The sequence below is a fragment of the Xanthomonas sp. XNM01 genome (genome assembly GCF_014851915.1).
Classification (GTDB): domain Bacteria; phylum Pseudomonadota; class Gammaproteobacteria; order Xanthomonadales; family Xanthomonadaceae; genus Pseudoxanthomonas.
Map to the genome: position 1 here is coordinate 1,373,194 of NZ_JACVAP010000001.1, position 16,012 is coordinate 1,389,205.

Here is a 16,012-nt window from a genome sequence, read left to right on the forward strand (position 1 = left end):
GCAGGGCGGGAATGGGGGGTCAGGCGGCCTGGGCGATCTGGCACAGGCGCACCAGACCGCCGACATCGACGATCAGTGCGACGCGGCCGTCGCCGAGGATGGTCGCGCCGGAGATGCCGGGAACGCGACGGTAATTGCGCTCGAGATTCTTGACCACGACCTGCTGCTGGCCGACCAGCTCGTCGACCTGCAGGGCCAGTTTCTGGCCGTCGCCTTCGACCACCACCACCAGCGATTCGTCGGCGGCTTCGCGGTAACCGTAGTGCTCGGACAGCGCGAGCAGCGGCAGGTACTCGCCACGCACGCGCAGCACGCGTCCGTCGCCGGCGACCGAGCGGATGTCGTCGCTCTGCGGCTGCAGCGCTTCGAGCACGTGGTTGAGCGGCAGGATCAGGGTTTCGCCACCGGCGGAGATGACCATGCCATCGAGGATGGCCAGGGTCAGCGGCAGGCGGATGACCACGCGGGTACCGCGGCCTTCGGCGCTCTCCAGCTGGACTTCGCCGCCCAGCGCCTGGATGTTCTTGCGCACCACGTCCATGCCCACGCCACGGCCGGACAGGTCGGTGACCGCATCGGCGGTGGAGAAGCCGGCCTGGAAGATCAGGTCCCAGACCTGGCCGTCGGTCGGATTCTCGGGCACGGCCAGGCCGCGCTCGGCGGCCTTGGCCAGGATCTTGTCGCGGTTCAGGCCGCGCCCGTCGTCGCTGACCTCGATCACGATGTGACCGCCCTGGTGCGAGGCGGCCAGGGTGATCGTGCCGGTCTCGTCCTTGCCGGCCGCGCGGCGCGCGTCGGGCAGTTCCAGGCCGTGGTCGATCGAGTTGCGGACCAGGTGCACGAGCGGATCGGCGATCTTCTCGATCAGGCCCTTGTCCAGCTCGGTGCCTTCGCCGATGGTGCGCAGCTGGACCTGCTTGCCCAGGCGCGCCGACAGGTCGCGGACCAGGCGCGGGAAGCGGCGGAACACCGCATCCACCGGCAGCATGCGCACGCCGATCACCGCTTCCTGCAGGTCGCGGGTGTTGCGTTCCAGCAGCTCCAGGCCGGCAAACAGGCGTTCGGCCAGCGAGGGGTCGATGTCGCCGCTGACCTGCTTGAGCATGGCCTGGGTGATGACCAGTTCGCCGACCAGGTTGATCAGCGCATCGACCTTGTCGACGCTGACGCGGATCGAGCTTTCCGCCTCGGCATGCGCGGCGGGCGCCTGGGCGCCGCCCTGGACCACGCTCAGGGCGGGAGCCGCCGCAGGGGCCGCGGCAACGGCCGGCGCGGCGGGCGCCTGCGCCATCTGCGGTTCGATGGACAGTTCGCAGTCGTCGACGACCCAGGCGAACACGTCGTCGATGGCCGTGCGCGAGACCTTGCCGGCAAGGCCCAGATCCCACGCCAGGCAGGCCTCGAGCGGGTCGAGCTGGGAGAAGCCGGGCAGGCGCTCCATCCGTGCCTTGACCTCGAGCGGGGCCAGGGTTTCCAGCTCGCGCAGGATGCGCAGCGGGTCGTTGCCGGTCATGAACAGCGACGGCGACGGGGTGAAGCCGATCTTCCAGCCTTCCGGTTCATCGCTGGCCGGCGCGCTGGCCGCAGTCGCGGTGGCGCTGGCGGCCGGGGCCGCGGTGCCGTCCAGTTCGGCCTGCAGGCGCGCATGCGAAGCCTGCACCAGGGCCGGATCGGCCGCGCGACCATGCTCGGCCTCGGCCAGCAGGGCGCGCAGCACGTCGACCGAGCCGAGGATGGCGTCGATCGCACTGGCCTGCAGGGCCCGCTTGCCGCTGCGGATCTCGTCCAGCAGCGTTTCCAGCAGGTGGGTCAGCGCGGCCATCTTCTCGAAACCGAAGGTGGCAGCACCGCCCTTGATCGAGTGCGCCGCGCGGAACACCGAATTGACCACCTCCGGATCGCGTTGTCCGCCCTCGAGGGCCAGCAGGCCGTCCTCCATGGCATCCAGCCCTTCGCGGCTTTCCTCGAAGTAGGTGGCGTGGAAACGTTGCAGGTCCATGCTCATGGGCGCGCGGGCTCGTGGTGTGTCGGGGACGCGGCGTCAGCCGAGGACTTTCTGGACGGTGGCGACAAGCTGTTCGGGATTGAACGGCTTGACCAGCCAGCCGGTGGCGCCGGCGGCCTTGCCTTCGGCCTTCTTGTCGGCCGCCGACTCGGTGGTCAGCATCAGCATCGGCGTGAACTTGTAGTTCGGCAGCTGGCGCAGCTCGCGGATCAGCGAGATGCCGTCCATGTTCGGCATGTTCACGTCGGTCACGACGGCGTTGAAGCTGCCGCCCTTGGCGCGACCGAGGGCGACCTGGCCGTCTTCGGCCTCTTCGACGGCGTAGCCGGCCGAGGTCAGTGCGAAGGACACCATCTGGCGCATCGACGCCGAATCGTCCACTACGAGGATGCGTGCGCTCATGCGGCGTTCTCCACAGTGCTGTGTTGCGGGTGGTCCGGCCGGCCGGGACCGGCCAGCCCAAGGGATGCGCTCAGGCCGAGCAGGCGTGCGGCGTCGCGGAGGACGTCGCTGCAACCTTCCAGGCTCGTCTGATGGCCGGCATCCGCTCGACTGCGGAAGAAGGCGCACAACACTTGCAGCGCTGCGGTATGCACGCGGCGCACGGAGCCGCCGTCGAGGACGACGTCCTGCTGAGAAAGGAAGGGCGCAAGCCGCTCCTTGAGCTCGGCGCTGGTCTCGATGCCGAGATCGTCGCCAAGGGGCACGGTACTCATCGGGGCTCCGTCTGGAAGGTACGGTCAGCTGTATCGGCCGCCTTCACGAGGTCTTTAGCGCGGCCGGTGGATTTCATGCCGATGCGTGCCGCAGTGTGCGCCGGTTCACATCTCCGGCCGGCTCAGGCCGTCCGGGATTCGGCCGGCGTGAGCAGGGCGGAGGCGTCGAGCAGGATCATCGGCTCGGTCTGCAGGCGCGCCACGCCGCGGAACAGCGCGGCGCTGACGCGGCCGACGCGGGCGTTCTCCGGCGATTCGATCTGGTCCTGGCCCAGGGTCACCACGTCTTCGACGCAGGACACGCGCAGGCCCAGGGTCTCGCCGCCTTCCTCCAGGACCACGATGCGCGTGGCCGGGCTCGACGGCAGCGGCGACTGGCCCAGGTGCACGCCCAGATCCATCACCGGCACGACCTGGCCGCGCAGGTTCATCACCCCGAGCATGGCCGCCGGCGTGCCGCGCAGCGGCAGCAGCGGCGTCGGCAGAACGACTTCCTGGACCTTGAGCAGTTCCAGCCCGTACGGCTGCACGCCGCAGCGCAGGCGCAGCCAGCGCGAACTGTGGTCGCTGACCCGGCGTTGCTGGTGCGCGGAGGGCACTGCCGGCGCCGGCCGCTGCAGGTCGACGGCCGGCGGGTGCGGCGCAGCGGGCACCGCCTGCGACCGGGGCCGCGGTGCGACAGGTGCCGGTGCCGGGACGGGCGCCCGCGCGACCGCGGGAGCGGGAGCGGCGGGTCCGATCGGCGGGACCGCCACGGCTGGCGCCGGTGCGGGCGCCGCGTCGATCACCGGGACGCCGACCACCGGGGCTGCTTCCTCCGGCACCGCCGGCGTTTCGACTGGCGCGTCCACAACCGCCGCCGCGTCCAGCGCGGTTTCGGGCGCGACCTCGACGGCGGGCACGGTGGTCGCCTCGACCACCTCCGCGGACGTGTCGGAGGCACTCTCCACCACGGCCACTGGATCGTGCCCGGCATCCACCTCGACACCCGCCTCGTCATCCGGCGCGACCGGCCCGGCGACTCCGTCAGCGACCGGCGCTCCGGTCGCGGCCACCGGCGTGGCGGACGGTTCCGGCCTGGCAGCAGGCACCGGCGCGACCGCGTCGGCGAGCAGGCCATCCAGATAGTCGTCGAGGACGGCGGCGGCGCTCATGCGGCCTGCTCCATCCCGTCGCTGGCGCGATCGTTCTCCAGGATCCACTCCAGGGCGCGCCGGTAGGCGGACAAGGCGCGCCCCGGGTAGCCGTCGTCGGTGAGCGGCTGCACCAGCTGCTCGGCATTGCAGATCTTGGTGTCGACCGGGATCGCGTCGTCCCAGACGCGCTCGCCATGATCGAGCTCCATCTGCCTGAGCGCGTCCTGGCCGGCACGGGTGCGCCTGTCGTACAGGGTCGGCAGCACCGACACCGGCAGCGGACGGCGGCGCGAGCGCTCGACCATCTCGGCGGTGCGGCGCATGCCGGCCAGGCCGTGCAGGGCCAACGGCTCGGCCTGGGTCGGGATCACCACGCGGTCGCAGGCGGCCAGCGCGTTGATCATCAGCAGGCCCAGCGTCGGCGGGCAGTCGAGCAGGATGTAGTCGTGCAGCCCGGCATGCCGGGCCAGCGCCTGGGACAGGGCCAGGCCGAGGCCGGGCTGGTTGGCGCTGCGCCGCTCCAGCGTGGCCAGCGCGGCCTGCGCGCAGACGTAGGACATGTTCTCGACCGCGCCGGGGCGGGACAGCGCTTCGAGCGTCTGCGGCGGCGCGGAGAACAGTTCCAGCGTGCCTTCCGGCGCCGGCTCGCTGGGAACGCCGAAGGCGCGGGTCAGCGAGGCATGCGGATCCAGGTCCACCAGCAGGACCCGATGGCCGCGCATCGCCAGGCCGCGGCCCAGCGCCAGGGTGGTCGTGGTCTTGCCCACGCCGCCTTTCTGGTTGGCGATCGCCCACACGCGCATCAGTCGGATCCTCCCTGTGTACTTGTCGTCGTGGCATCGGCCGGCGCGGGACGGGATCCCGCTGCGATGGCGGCCGGTGCCTTCTGATCTATCGGCAGCGATGGCGTCGGCTTGACCATGTCGGCCGGGTTGGCCGGTGCATCCGGCGCCGCCAGCACGATCAGCACCACGCGCCGATTGAGGTTGCGGCCCTCGGCGGACAGATTGTCCGCCCGCGGCCGGAATTCGCCGTAACCGACCATGGCCAGCCGCTCCGGCGCCAGCCCCTGCGCCGAGAACAGGTGGACCACGCTGGCCGCGCGCGCGGCCGACAGCTCCCAGTTGGACGGGAACTGCACGGTGTTGATCGGCATGTTGTCGGTGTAGCCCTCGACCCGGACCGGGTTGGGCGTGTCGCGCAGCACGTCGGCCAGCTTGGACAGCACGTCATGCGCGGACAGGTCGAGCGCCGCCGATCCGGGATCGAACAGGATGTCGCTGTTGATCTCCACCTCCAGCCACAGCTCGGCGCGCTGCACGGTGATCAGGCGCGCGTCGACCAGCGGCGCCAGCGCGTCTTCCAGCCTGGAGGCGATGTTGCCCAGCTGGTTCTGCACCCGTTCCATCGCGTCGCGATCGCTGATCTCCATCGGCGTGCCGGTGCGCGCATGCGAGGCCAGCGACGGCAGCAGGGTGGGATTGGGCGCGGGCGAGGGCGCCGACGGACCGGACTTGGCGCCGGACTTGATCGGCGAGGGCCGGTCGAAGTCCGAGCCCTGCAGCTGGTTGTTGCCGACCTGGACCGGATTGATCGTGCGCGGGGCGCCTCCGAACGCCGCGCTCAGCGAATCGGCCAGCACCCGGTACTTGCCCTCGTTGAGCGAGGAGATCGCGTACATCACCACGAAGAACGCCAGCAGCAGCGTCATCAGGTCGGCATAGGGGATGGCCCATGCCTCGTGGTTCGCGTGTTCCTCGTGGGCCTTCTTGCGCGCCATCGCTCGCCCCGGCTCAGTGCAGGAAGCCGGCCAGCTTGGCCTCGATGTTGCGCGGATTCTCGCCCTGGGCGATCGCGATCAGGCCCTCGATGATCATCTCGCGCTCGCCGGTGCGGCGGTTGATGACGCTCTTGAGCTTGGAGGCGACCGGCAGGAAGAACAGGTTGGCCGAGGCGATGCCGTAGATCGTCGCGGTGAACGCGGCGGCGATGCCGTGGCCGAGCTTGCTCGGGTCGGCCAGGTTCTTCATCACCGCGATCAGGCCGAACACCGCGCCGATGATACCCAGCGTCGGCGCATAGATGCCCATGCCCTCGAATACCTTGGCCGCGGCCAGGTCGTGGTGTTCCTGGCCGGACAGGTCGATTTCCAGCATGTGCCGGATCGCCTCCGGCTCGACGCCGTCGACCAGCATCTGCAGGCCCTTCTTCAGGAACGGGTCGGACTGCTCGGCCACCTGCGCTTCCAGGCCCAGCAGGCCCTGGCGGCGGGCGATGTTGCTCCACTCGATGATCTGCGCCACCAGCGCCTCGCGGTCGGCCGCCGGCGGCTTGATGATCCAGCCGAGGATGGCGAGCGCGCGCTTGAACACGGCCGGCGGGGTGTGCACGAAGATCGAGGCCATGGTGCCCACGATCACGATCACGAAGGCGGCCGACGACCAGAGCGAACCCAGGCCCGCGCCCTTCAGGATGCTGCCGCCGACCAGTGCGATCAGGGCCAGCAACAATCCGATGAGGCTGAGGATGTCCATGGGGGCTGTATCGACCGGGGAAGGGCGTGACTTGAGCAGCGCGATGACGCACTGCGGCGAAGTGTGTGCTGCGCCTCACTCGCGCAGGGCATCGGAGCGCAGGCCCCGCTGCATCGGGGGACGGCCGTGGCCGTCCCGCTCAGTGGCTGGCGCGCAGGCCGTCGACGTCGAGGATCAGCGCCAGGCGTCCGTCGCCGATCAGGGTCGCGCCGGCATAGCCGGGCAGCCCGCGCAGGGCGCGCGGCAGCGGCTTGATCACCACTTCCTCGCGACCGCGGACCTGGTCGACGACCAGGCCGAAGCGCGCGTCGCCCATCTGCAGCACCACCACCGTCAGCAGCGGCGTCTCGTCGGGCTGCACGTGCAGCCAGCGGCGCAGGTCGACCAGCGGCAGCGTGTGCGACTGCCGGTCCAGCACCGGATCGCCGTCGAACCAGCCGACCGAGGCGGCCGGTGCGTGCAGCACTTCCATCACCCGTGCCAGTGGCAGGGCGTAGACGTCGTCGCCGGCCTGCACCAGCAGGGTCGGCAGGATCGCCAGGGTCAGCGGCACCCGGATCAGGAAGCGGCTGCCACGGCCGAGTTCGGACTGGATCTGGATCTGGCCGCCGAGCTCGCGGATCCGCGACTGGACCACGTCCATGCCGACGCCACGACCGGAGATGTCGGTGACCTGCTGCTTGGTCGACAGGCCGGCCATGAACACCAGGCTCAGGCATTCCTCGGCACTGAGCCGGGCCGCGGCCTCGGCGTCGAGCAGGCCCTTCTCGCGGGCCTTGGCGCGCAGGCGTTCGGGGTCGATGCCGGCGCCGTCGTCGACGACCTCGATGCCGACGTAGTCGCCTTCCTGCTGCGCGGCCAGTCGCAGGCGCCCGGTGCGCGGCTTGCCGGCGGCTTCGCGCAGCTCGGGCGATTCGATGCCGTGGTCGATGCCGTTGCGGACCAGGTGCACCAGCGGATCGGCCAGCGCCTCGACCAGGTTGCGGTCCAGCTCGGTTTCCGCGCCGACCAGCTCCAGCTCGACTTCCTTGGACAACGAGCGGGCGACGTCGCGGGCGACCTTGGGAAAGCGCGAAAAGACCTTGCCGACCGGCTGCATGCGGGTGCGCATCACCGCCGACTGCAGGCGCGCGGTGGCCACGTCCAGGCTGGCGACGGCGCGGTCCAGCTCCTCGTCCTTGAGCCGGGTGCGCAGGGTCTTGAGCCGGTTGCGGGCCAGCACCAGCTCGCCGATCAGGTTGACGATGGCGTCCAGGCGACGGGTATCGACGCGGACCGTGTGCTCGGCTTCGCTCGGCGTCGTCGCACGCGGCGCGGGGACCGCGCGCGGGGCGGCCGGCCTGGCGGCGGGCGCTGCCGGCGGCGGGGCGGCCTGGAGCGCCGGCAACGGCTGCGCACCGGGGGCACTCGCGCCATGCAGGCTGTCGAGCAGGGCCTCGAACTCGTCGTCGTCGATCATCCCGCCCTTGGTCGGCGGCGCGGCGACCGGAGCCGGCGCGGCTGCGCCTGGCGGAGCGGCGCCATGCAACTGGTCGAGCAGGGCCTCGAACTCGTCGTCGTCGATCATGTCCGAGGCCGGCTTGGCAGCGGCCACGGGGGCGGCGGCAGCGACCGGCGCGGCAACGGCGGCCGCGGGTTCGACGCTGAACTGGGCGATCAGTTCCGGCGGGGCGTGTTCGGGTTCGGCGGCACCGGCGACCGCATCGAGCATGGCCTGCAGCCAGTCCAGCGACTGCTGCGCGGCATCGAAATGCAGCGCGGTCAGTTCGGCTTCGCCGGCGCGGACCAGGCCGAGGGTTTCCTCGGCGGCATGGCACAGGTTGACCATCGCGGTGATGCCGAGGAAGCCGGCACCGCCCTTCAGCGTGTGGAAGCCACGGAACACCGCGTTGAGCTGCTCGCGGTCGTCCGGGGCCTGCTCCAGGCCGACCAGCTGCTCGCCGAGGCGGTCCAGGATTTCCTGGGCCTCGATGATGAAGTCCGCCGCGATTTCCGGTGTCACGCCGCTCATGGCATTACAGCCCCAGGTCCGACAGCAGCGCGTCGGCGTCGTTCTGGGACACCGCGTGGCGATCCAGGCCGGCGACGGCCGGGCCGGCGAGCTTGCCGTCGCGGGCGGGCTCTTCCTTCGGCGGCAGGCCCAGCGCGCCGAAGCCCTCGTGCACGCGGCGCACGATGCCGGCGACGCGGCGGATGATCTGTCCGGTCAGGTCCTGGTAGCTCTGGGTGAGCGCGATCTCGGTGAGGTTGTGGCGCAGCTGGTCCAGCAGCGCCTCCTGGTCCGGACCGACGCCGCTCTCGCGCAGGCGGGTGGCCAGGGCACGGCTTTCCTCGGCCAGGTCCAGGGTGCGGTGGCTGGCGTCCTCGGTCATCTTGATGACGTGGTCCAGGCGCGCGCAGGCGTCGTCGAGTTCGGCCGCATGCGGGGTGCCGTCCGGCGGCTCGGGCAGTTCGCCCAGCGCCTGACCCAGCTCGCGGGCCAGCCGGCTCAGGCCCTGCACCAGCGGGCGGGTGCGCGCGGCGGCCAGGCCGTCGATTTCCTGGCGCCATGCGCCCTCGTCGCCGCGTTCGAGCGCATCCAGCGCGCCCTGCAGGCGCGCGACCAGCGCGGCGCGATCGGTCTGTTCCAGGACGACGCTCATGCGGTGGCCGCCAGCCGTTCGAAGATCTTGCCCAGCTTCTCTTCCAGGGTCTGCGCGGTGAACGGCTTGATGATGTAGCCGTTCACGCCGTTCTGCGCGGCCTCGATGATCTGCTCGCGCTTGGCCTCGGCGGTGACCATCAGCACCGGCAGGGTCTTGAGCTTGTCGTCGGCGCGGATCGCGCGCAGCAGGTCGATGCCGGTCATGCCGGGCATGTTCCAGTCGGTGACCACGAAATCGAACGGTGCGCTGCGCAGCGCCGCCAGCGCCGTGTTGCCGTCGTCGGCTTCGGCGGTGTTGGTGTAGCCCAGATCGGCGAGGAGGTTCTTGACGATGCGGCGCATGGTCGAGAAGTCATCGACAATCAGGATGCGCATGTTCTTGTTCACGTTCGACTCCAGGACTGTTGCGGATGGCGCATGGTACGTGGTTGTGGAATGGCGGCGGGAGTTCAGGCGCTGTCGAGGCCGGCATCGCGCGACTCGTAGCCGCCCAGCCGTCCGCGCAGGCGCAGCACGGCCTGGCCATGGATCTGGCAGACCCGCGACTCGCTGACGCCGAGCACCGCGCCGATCTCCTTGAGGTTCAGCTCCTGCTCGTAGTACAGCGACAGCACCAGCTGCTCGCGCTCGGGCAGCTGGCCGATCGCGCCGGCCAGCTCGCGGCCGAAGTCGCTGCGCTCCAGGGTCTGCTGCGGGCTGAGGCCACCGCTGGGCGCATGCACCTCGCCGTGGTCCTCGACGTGCGAGTCCAGGCTCAGCACCTGGCCGCGCGAGGCGTCCTCGAGCAGCTTCATGTACTCGGGCAGCGGCATCTCCAGGCGCGCGGCCACTTCCTGCGGGGTCGCCGCGCGGCCACTGGCCTGCTCGAGCTCGCGGACCGCGGCAGCGGCATCGCGTGCGCGCCGGTGGACCGAGCGCGGCACCCAGTCGCCACGCCGGATCTCGTCGATCATCGAGCCGCGGATGCGGATCGAGGCGTAGGTCTCGAAGGACGCGCCCTGTTCGGGGTCGTAGCTGCGCGAGGCCTCGATCAGGCCGATCATGCCGGACTGGATCAGGTCGTCGATCTCGACGCTGGCCGGAAGGCGCGCGGCGAGGTGGTGGGCGATACGGCGGACCAGGTCGGCATGACGTGACACGCAGTCGCCGGCGCTTGCGCGCTGGACGGCGCGGTATTCGGCGGCGGCGGTATTCACGCGAGCGCTCCCTGCCGGATCATCCGGTCGACGAAGAACTCGATGTTGCCGCGCGGGGTGGTCGGCGCCTCCCAGCGGGCGGTGCGGCGCGCGATCTCGGCGATCGCACGCGCCGAGGCGCTGGCCGGATAGGCGGTGGCGACGGCCTGCTGGCGCTGCACGGCCATCCGCAGCCAGTCGCACTGCGGCACCGCGCCCAGGAAATTCAGCGAGACATCGCCGAGGAAGCGCTCGCACACCCGCGAGAGCTTCTCGTACAGGCCGCGGCCCTCGGCCGGGCTGCGCACCATGTTGGCGACCACCTGCAGCCGGTCCACGCCGCGCTCGCGCGAGAGGACCTTGATCAGCGCGTAGGCGTCGGTGATCGAGGCCGGCTCGTCGCAGACCACCACCACCGCGTCCTGCGCGGCCTGGCAGAAGGTCAGCACGCTGTCGGTGATGCCGGCGGCGGTATCGACGACCAGGATGTCCAGGTCGCGCTGCAGGTCGTTGAACACGTTGACCAGGCCGACGTGCTGGGCCGGCTGCAGCTCGGCCATGTGGCGGCGGCCGGACGCGGCCGGGACCACCAGCAGGCCGCCGGGGCCTTCCAGGATCACGTCGTCGAGCTCGCAGCGCCCGGCGACCAGGTCGGCCAGGGTGTTCTGCGGCGACAGGCCCAGCAGCACGTCGACGTTGGCCAGGCCCAGGTCGGCGTCCAGCAGCAGCGTGCGCTTGCCGAGCATGGCCAGCGACGCGGCCAGGTTGACCGAGATGTTGGTCTTGCCCACGCCACCCTTACCGCCGGTGACGGCGATGCTGCGGACCGGATTCATGCTGGGCTGGGTGCTGGTCGGGATGGACATGGTCGGGGGGTAGGGCTCACGCGGCTGCATGGTCGTGCTCCGGGATGTTCGGCTTATCGGCAGCGCGGCGCAGATCTTCAAGGCGGAGCACGATGCTGGCGGCATTGGCGCGGTGCAGGTCGTCGGGAACGTGCTGGCCGTCGGTCACCCAGGTCAGCGGCAGCTGGTGGTCGACCACCACCGACAGGGCGCTGCCCAGGCGGCCGGTCTCGTCCAGTTTGGTCAGGACCACCCCCTGCGGATTGGCCCCGCCGAAGCGGCGCACGACCTCGTCCAGATCGGCGTAGTGGGAGTTGGCCGGCAGCACCAGCAGGGTGCGGACCTCGCGCGCGGCGCGCAGCCAGTTGAGCTGGCTGGCCAGGGCGCGGTCGCGCTGGCCCATGCCGGCGGTGTCCACCAGCACCAGCTTGTAGTCCTGCAGGCGCTGCAGCAGCTGGATCAGGGCCGCGTCGCTGTCGGCCTCGTGCACGGCCACGCCGAGCTGGCGGCCATAGCTGTAGAGCTGCTCGCGGCCGCCGATGCGGGCGGTGTCGGTGGTGACCAGGGCGATGTTGCGGGCACCGTGCTCGGCGGCGTAACGGGCGGCGAGCTTGGCGATGGTGGTGGTCTTGCCGGCGCCGGTCGGGCCGACCAGGGCGATCACGCCGCCCTGCGACAGCGGATCGACCGGACACACCGGCAGGCGCCGCGAGATCAGGCCCAGCATCAGGCCGCGGCCACGATGCTCGGCGGTGTCGGCCGGCAGCTGCAGGACCACGTCGCGGGTGATGCCGGCATCGAAGCCGTAATCGTCCATCAGCTCCATGGCCTGCAGGCGCACGGGCGAGCCGCGCAGGCGCTCGTCGGTCAGCCGGTGCATCTCGCGCTCGATCATCTGCCGCATCTGCGCCAGTTCGTCGCGCATCTGGTCGAGCTGGGCATCGCTGTTGGCCGTGGGCAGCGCCGGCACCGCCGCCAGCGCCGGCGCGGCCGCGCGTTCGGCCGCGGCGCGTTCGACGTCGGCGTCGGCCTGCGCCTGCAGGCTGGCGACGGCGGCCCTGGCCTCGCTGGCCTGCGCGGCCTGCGCGTTCGCCAGCAGCGCGGCGAACGCGTTGCCGGTGAAGCCGGCTTCGTTCTCCGGCAGCGCGGCCGGGATGTCGGCGGCGGCGACGCCCGCGGCCGGGACGGGCGGGGCAGCGGCCGCCGCCTGCAGCGACGCCGGCAGCGCGGCCATGCCTGCCTCCGGCGCCGCGGGACGGACCGGTGCCGCCGCAGCCGCCTGCGCGGCGCGCTGGGTCTCGGCCGCGGCGCGGTTGGCCTCGATCAGGGCGCGCTGGACCGCGTCCTCGTCGTAGTTGCTGGCCGCCACGATCTCGACGCCTTCGGACGTGCGGCGGTTGGACAGGATCACCGCGTCGGCACCGTGCTCCTCACGGACCTGGCGCAGCGCGGTACGCATGTCGGGGGCTACGAATCGCTTGATCTTCATGGCAGTCGGTCACGGGTGGTGTGGCGGGAGACGCTGCCGGCGCTGGCCGGGGCGGGGGACGGCGCCCGAGGCGCCTGCCCGCATGTCGATGTGGATGCCGCTGTCATCGCTGTGGTCTCCGCTCGCGGGGCCCTGCGGCCCCAGGTCGTGTCGCTTCTCTGGCGTCTCAGCTGATCGTGCCGATCAGCTTGAGGCGCTTGTCCTCGGGAACTTCGGTGTAGGACAGCACCGACAGGTTGGGCACGCTGTGCCGCACCAGCCGGGCCAGCGCGGCGCGGACCGTTCCCGGCACCAGCACCACCGCAGGTTCGCCGCGTGCCTCCTGGCGGCCCGCACAGTCCTGCAGGCTCTGCTGCAGGCGTTCGGCCAGACCGGGCTCCAGCGCGGCGCCGCTGCCCTGTGCAGAGTCCTGCAAGACCCGTTCCAAAGGCGCGGCCAGGGTGAACACCGGCAGCTCCGGGGACATGCCCGCGATCTCCTGCACGATGAAACGTCCCAGCGCGTTGCGGACGGCCGCGGTCAGCACGGCCGGGTCCTGGCTGTGCGCGCCGTGCTCGACCAGCGACTCGACGATCTTGCGCAGCTGGCGCACCGGGATCCGCTCGATCAGCAGGTTCTGCAGCACCCGCACGACCACCGACAGCGGCAGGGTCTTGGGGGTGAGGTCCTCGACCAGCTTGGGCGCGGTCTTGGTCAGCTGCGCCAGCAGCTGCTGGACCTCCTCGTGGCCGAGCAGCTCCGGCGCGTGCTCGCGCACCAGGTGCGAGAGGTGGGTGGCGATCACGGTGGCCGGATCGACCACGGTGTAGCCCAGCGACTCGGCCTGGGCGCGCTGGTGGGGCTGGATCCACACCGCGTCGAGGCCGAACGCCGGGTCCTTGCCCTTGATGCCGTCGATGGTGCCGAGCGCGCCGCCCGGGTCGAGCGCCAGCTCGCGGTCGGGGTGGACCTCGGCGGTCGCCACGGGCACGCCGTGGACCATCAGCCGGTAATGGGTCGCCGGCAGTTCCAGGTTGTCGCGGATGTGCACCGGCGGCACCAGGAAGCCGATCTCCTGGGTCAGCTTGCGGCGCACGCCCTTGATCCGCGCCATCAGTTCGCCGCCCTGGGCCTTGTCGACCAGCGGAATCAGCCGGTAGCCGACTTCCAGGCCCAGCGGATCGACCGGGCGCAGTTCGTCCCAGCCCAGCTCGGGCGTGGTGTAGCCCGGGGTCGGCTGCGCGCCCCCGTCGGCATCGGTGCCGTTGGCGGCGTCCTGCGCGGCGGCGGCTTCGCCCCGCTTCCACAGCTTCCAGGCCAGGAAGCCGAGGATCGCGCCCAGCGTCAAAAAGGCGACGTTGGGCATGCCCGGCACCAGGCCGACCGCGATCAGGATCGCCGCGGCGATCGCCAGGGCGCGGTGCTGGCCGAACACCTGGCCGACCATGGCGTTGCGCATGTCCTGGGCGCGCGAGGCGCGGGTCACCAGCAGCGCCACCGCCGAGGACACCAGCAGGGCCGGCAGCTGCGAGACCAGGCCGTCGCCGATCGACAGCAGGGTGTAGGTCGAGGCGGCCTCGCCGACCGGCATGCCGTGCTGCAGCACGCCGACGATCAGGCCGCCGATCAGGGTCACGAACAGGATCAGGATGCCGGCGATCGCGTCGCCGCGGATGAACTTGCTGGCGCCGTCCATCGCGCCGTAGAAGTCGGCTTCCTCGCGGACCTCCTCGCGCCGGGCCTTGGCCTCCTCGCGCGAGAGCAGGCCGGCGTTGAGGTCGGCGTCGATCGCCATCTGCTTGCCGGGCATCGCGTCGAGGATGAAGCGCGCGGTCACTTCCGACACGCGCCCGGCGCCCTTGGTGATGACCACGAAGTTGATGATGGTCAGGATCGCGAAGGCGATGATGCCGACCGCGTAGTTGCCGCCGACCACGAACTCGCCGAACGCGGCGATGACCTTGCCGGCCGCGTCGTGGCCGTTCTGGCCGTTGAGCAGGATCACGCGGGTCGAGGCTACGTTCAGCGCCAGGCGCAGCATCGTGGTCATCAGCAGCACGATCGGGAAGATCGTGAAATCCAGCGGACGCTGCACGTAGACCACCGCCAGCAGCACCACCAGCGAGATCGCGATGTTGAAGCTGAACAGCGCATCGAGCACCGGCGCGGGCAGGGGCACCACGACCATCGCCAGCATCGCCAGCACGATCAGTGGCGCGCCCACGCCGCTGCGCGCGATCTCGAGCAGGCGGCGGGCCAGCGGCGGCTGCGGGACGGCGGCGCTCATCGCGGCTCACCCGGCGGATGTTCCTGAACGTCGATCGGCGCCAGCTCCGGATGCGGCATGCGCGCACCGCCGCGCCAGGCGCGCAGCTGGTAGACGTAGGAGAGGATCTGGGCCACGGCCGCGTACAGTCTCACGGGGATTTCCTTGTCGAGCTGGCCTTCCCGATACAAGGCGCGTGCCAAAGGCGGTGCGGACACGATCGCGACCCGGTGCAGTTCGCCGACCTCGCGGATCCGCAGCGCCACCTCGTCCACGCCCTTGGCCACCACCTTGGGCGCGCGCATGCTGTCGCCGACGTACTTCAGCGCCACCGCGTAGTGGGTCGGGTTGACCACCACCACGTCGGCCTGCGGCACCGCCTCGATCATCCGTCGCTGCGACAGCTGCTGCTGCATCTGCCGGATCCGCCCCTTCACCTCCGGGCGGCCCTCGGATTCCTTGAACTCGTCGCGCATTTCCTGGCGGGTCATCATCAGCTTCCGCCGCCAGTTCCACTTCTGGTAAGGCGCATCGATGGCCGCCAGCAGCAGCATCGCCGAGGTGGTGGCGATCAGCAGGCTGGAGGTGAAGCCCAGGCCGCTGCGCACCGCCGTCTCCAGGGTCTGCGCCGGCATCGCCCGCAGCGTGCCCAGGCCGTGGGTCAGGGTCAGGCCGGCTGCGGTGCCGACGAACAGCACGCGCAGCAGCGACTTGGCCAGCTCGGCCAGGCCCTCGGCGCCGTACACGCGCTTGAGCCCGGCCAGCGGGTCCAGGCGCTTGAGATCGGGCTGCAGGCTCTTGGAGGACGCCTGCAGGCTGCCCATCACCGCCGGGGCCAGCACGCAGGCCAGCAGGCAGATCACGATCAGCGGCAGCATCACCACCAGCAGCCGCAGCAGCAGATGGCCGGCATGGGCGAACAGCCGCTCGGGCGAGGCGATCAGCTCCGGATCGGGCGACAGCGCGGCCTGCATCCAGCCCATCGCGCCCTGCGACAGGGCAGGGCCGAGCGCGAGCAGGCCGGCCACGCCGGCGCCGAACACGGCCACGGTCGCCAGCTCGCGCGAGCGCGGCACGTTGCCCTTCTCACGGGCTTCGCGCAGGCGCTTCTCACTGGGTTGTTCGGTGCGTTCCTGGCCGTCTTCGTTCTCGGCCATCGCCGGCTCCTGCGCCGTGGGGGGCTGCAGGGACAGGCTGCAAGCGGCGTGCCAGCCGCCGGTGCC

The 16,012-nt window shown here is 71.2% G+C and carries 15 protein-coding genes; all 15 read right to left on the reverse strand.

What is annotated here, in order from left to right:
- Window positions 1-19: 19 nt before the first annotated feature.
- The 15 genes from IB242_RS06220 to flhB all read right to left on the reverse strand — a co-directional run bounded on the left by IB242_RS06220 (window position 20) and on the right by flhB (window position 15,946).
- Window positions 20-2,005, reverse strand: coding sequence for a chemotaxis protein CheA (locus IB242_RS06220; protein ID WP_192277036.1), 1,986 nt, complete (start codon window positions 2,003-2,005; stop codon window positions 20-22).
- A 36-nt stretch (window positions 2,006-2,041) separates the two neighbouring features.
- Window positions 2,042-2,407 carry a response regulator gene (locus tag IB242_RS06225; RefSeq protein ID WP_192277039.1) on the reverse strand — a complete coding sequence of 122 codons (366 nt, stop codon included), beginning with the start codon at window positions 2,405-2,407 and terminating at the stop codon, window positions 2,042-2,044.
- A complete protein-coding gene (locus IB242_RS06230) occupies window positions 2,404-2,721 on the reverse strand; it encodes an STAS domain-containing protein (RefSeq protein ID WP_192277042.1) in 318 nt (105 codons plus the stop codon). The genes IB242_RS06225 and IB242_RS06230 overlap by 4 nt, the downstream gene beginning before the upstream one ends.
- A 122-nt stretch (window positions 2,722-2,843) precedes the next feature.
- A complete protein-coding gene (locus IB242_RS06235; protein ID WP_192277046.1) occupies window positions 2,844-3,875 on the reverse strand; it encodes a chemotaxis protein CheW in 1,032 nt (343 codons plus the stop codon).
- Window positions 3,872-4,660, reverse strand: coding sequence for a ParA family protein (locus tag IB242_RS06240; RefSeq protein ID WP_192277049.1), 789 nt, complete (start codon window positions 4,658-4,660; stop codon window positions 3,872-3,874). Before IB242_RS06240 ends, IB242_RS06235 begins: the two co-directional genes overlap by 4 nt.
- On the reverse strand, window positions 4,660-5,637 hold the full coding sequence (gene motD / locus IB242_RS06245) for a flagellar motor protein MotD (protein WP_192277052.1): 978 nt from the start codon (window positions 5,635-5,637) through the stop codon (window positions 4,660-4,662). Before motD ends, IB242_RS06240 begins: the two co-directional genes overlap by 1 nt.
- Before the next feature lie 13 nt (window positions 5,638-5,650).
- Window positions 5,651-6,391 (reverse strand): flagellar motor protein, encoded by a 741-nt coding sequence (locus IB242_RS06250; protein WP_192277055.1) that lies wholly within the window; start codon window positions 6,389-6,391, stop codon window positions 5,651-5,653.
- A 139-nt stretch (window positions 6,392-6,530) separates the two neighbouring features.
- On the reverse strand, window positions 6,531-8,402 hold the full coding sequence (locus IB242_RS06255; protein WP_192277058.1) for a chemotaxis protein CheA: 1,872 nt from the start codon (window positions 8,400-8,402) through the stop codon (window positions 6,531-6,533).
- 4 nt (window positions 8,403-8,406) lie between these two features.
- On the reverse strand, window positions 8,407-9,033 hold the full coding sequence (locus tag IB242_RS06260) for a protein phosphatase CheZ (protein ID WP_192277061.1): 627 nt from the start codon (window positions 9,031-9,033) through the stop codon (window positions 8,407-8,409).
- The gene (cheY, locus tag IB242_RS06265; RefSeq protein ID WP_192277064.1) at window positions 9,030-9,422 is read right to left on the reverse strand and encodes a chemotaxis response regulator CheY; all 393 of its coding nucleotides are present in this window, start codon (window positions 9,420-9,422) and stop codon (window positions 9,030-9,032) included. Before cheY ends, IB242_RS06260 begins: the two co-directional genes overlap by 4 nt.
- Before the next feature lie 62 nt (window positions 9,423-9,484).
- Window positions 9,485-10,231, reverse strand: coding sequence for an RNA polymerase sigma factor FliA (locus IB242_RS06270; RefSeq protein WP_192277067.1), 747 nt, complete (start codon window positions 10,229-10,231; stop codon window positions 9,485-9,487).
- Complete coding sequence (locus tag IB242_RS06275) at window positions 10,228-11,106, reverse strand: P-loop NTPase (RefSeq protein ID WP_192277070.1); 879 nt, start codon at window positions 11,104-11,106, stop codon at window positions 10,228-10,230. Before IB242_RS06275 ends, IB242_RS06270 begins: the two co-directional genes overlap by 4 nt.
- The gene (gene flhF, locus IB242_RS06280) at window positions 11,093-12,544 is read right to left on the reverse strand and encodes a flagellar biosynthesis protein FlhF (protein WP_192277073.1); all 1,452 of its coding nucleotides are present in this window, start codon (window positions 12,542-12,544) and stop codon (window positions 11,093-11,095) included. Before flhF ends, IB242_RS06275 begins: the two co-directional genes overlap by 14 nt.
- Window positions 12,545-12,710: 166 nt before the next feature.
- On the reverse strand, window positions 12,711-14,810 hold the full coding sequence (flhA, locus tag IB242_RS06285; protein WP_192277077.1) for a flagellar biosynthesis protein FlhA: 2,100 nt from the start codon (window positions 14,808-14,810) through the stop codon (window positions 12,711-12,713).
- Window positions 14,807-15,946 (reverse strand): flagellar biosynthesis protein FlhB, encoded by a 1,140-nt coding sequence (flhB, locus tag IB242_RS06290; protein WP_192277079.1) that lies wholly within the window; start codon window positions 15,944-15,946, stop codon window positions 14,807-14,809. Before flhB ends, flhA begins: the two co-directional genes overlap by 4 nt.
- Window positions 15,947-16,012 lie beyond the last annotated feature (66 nt).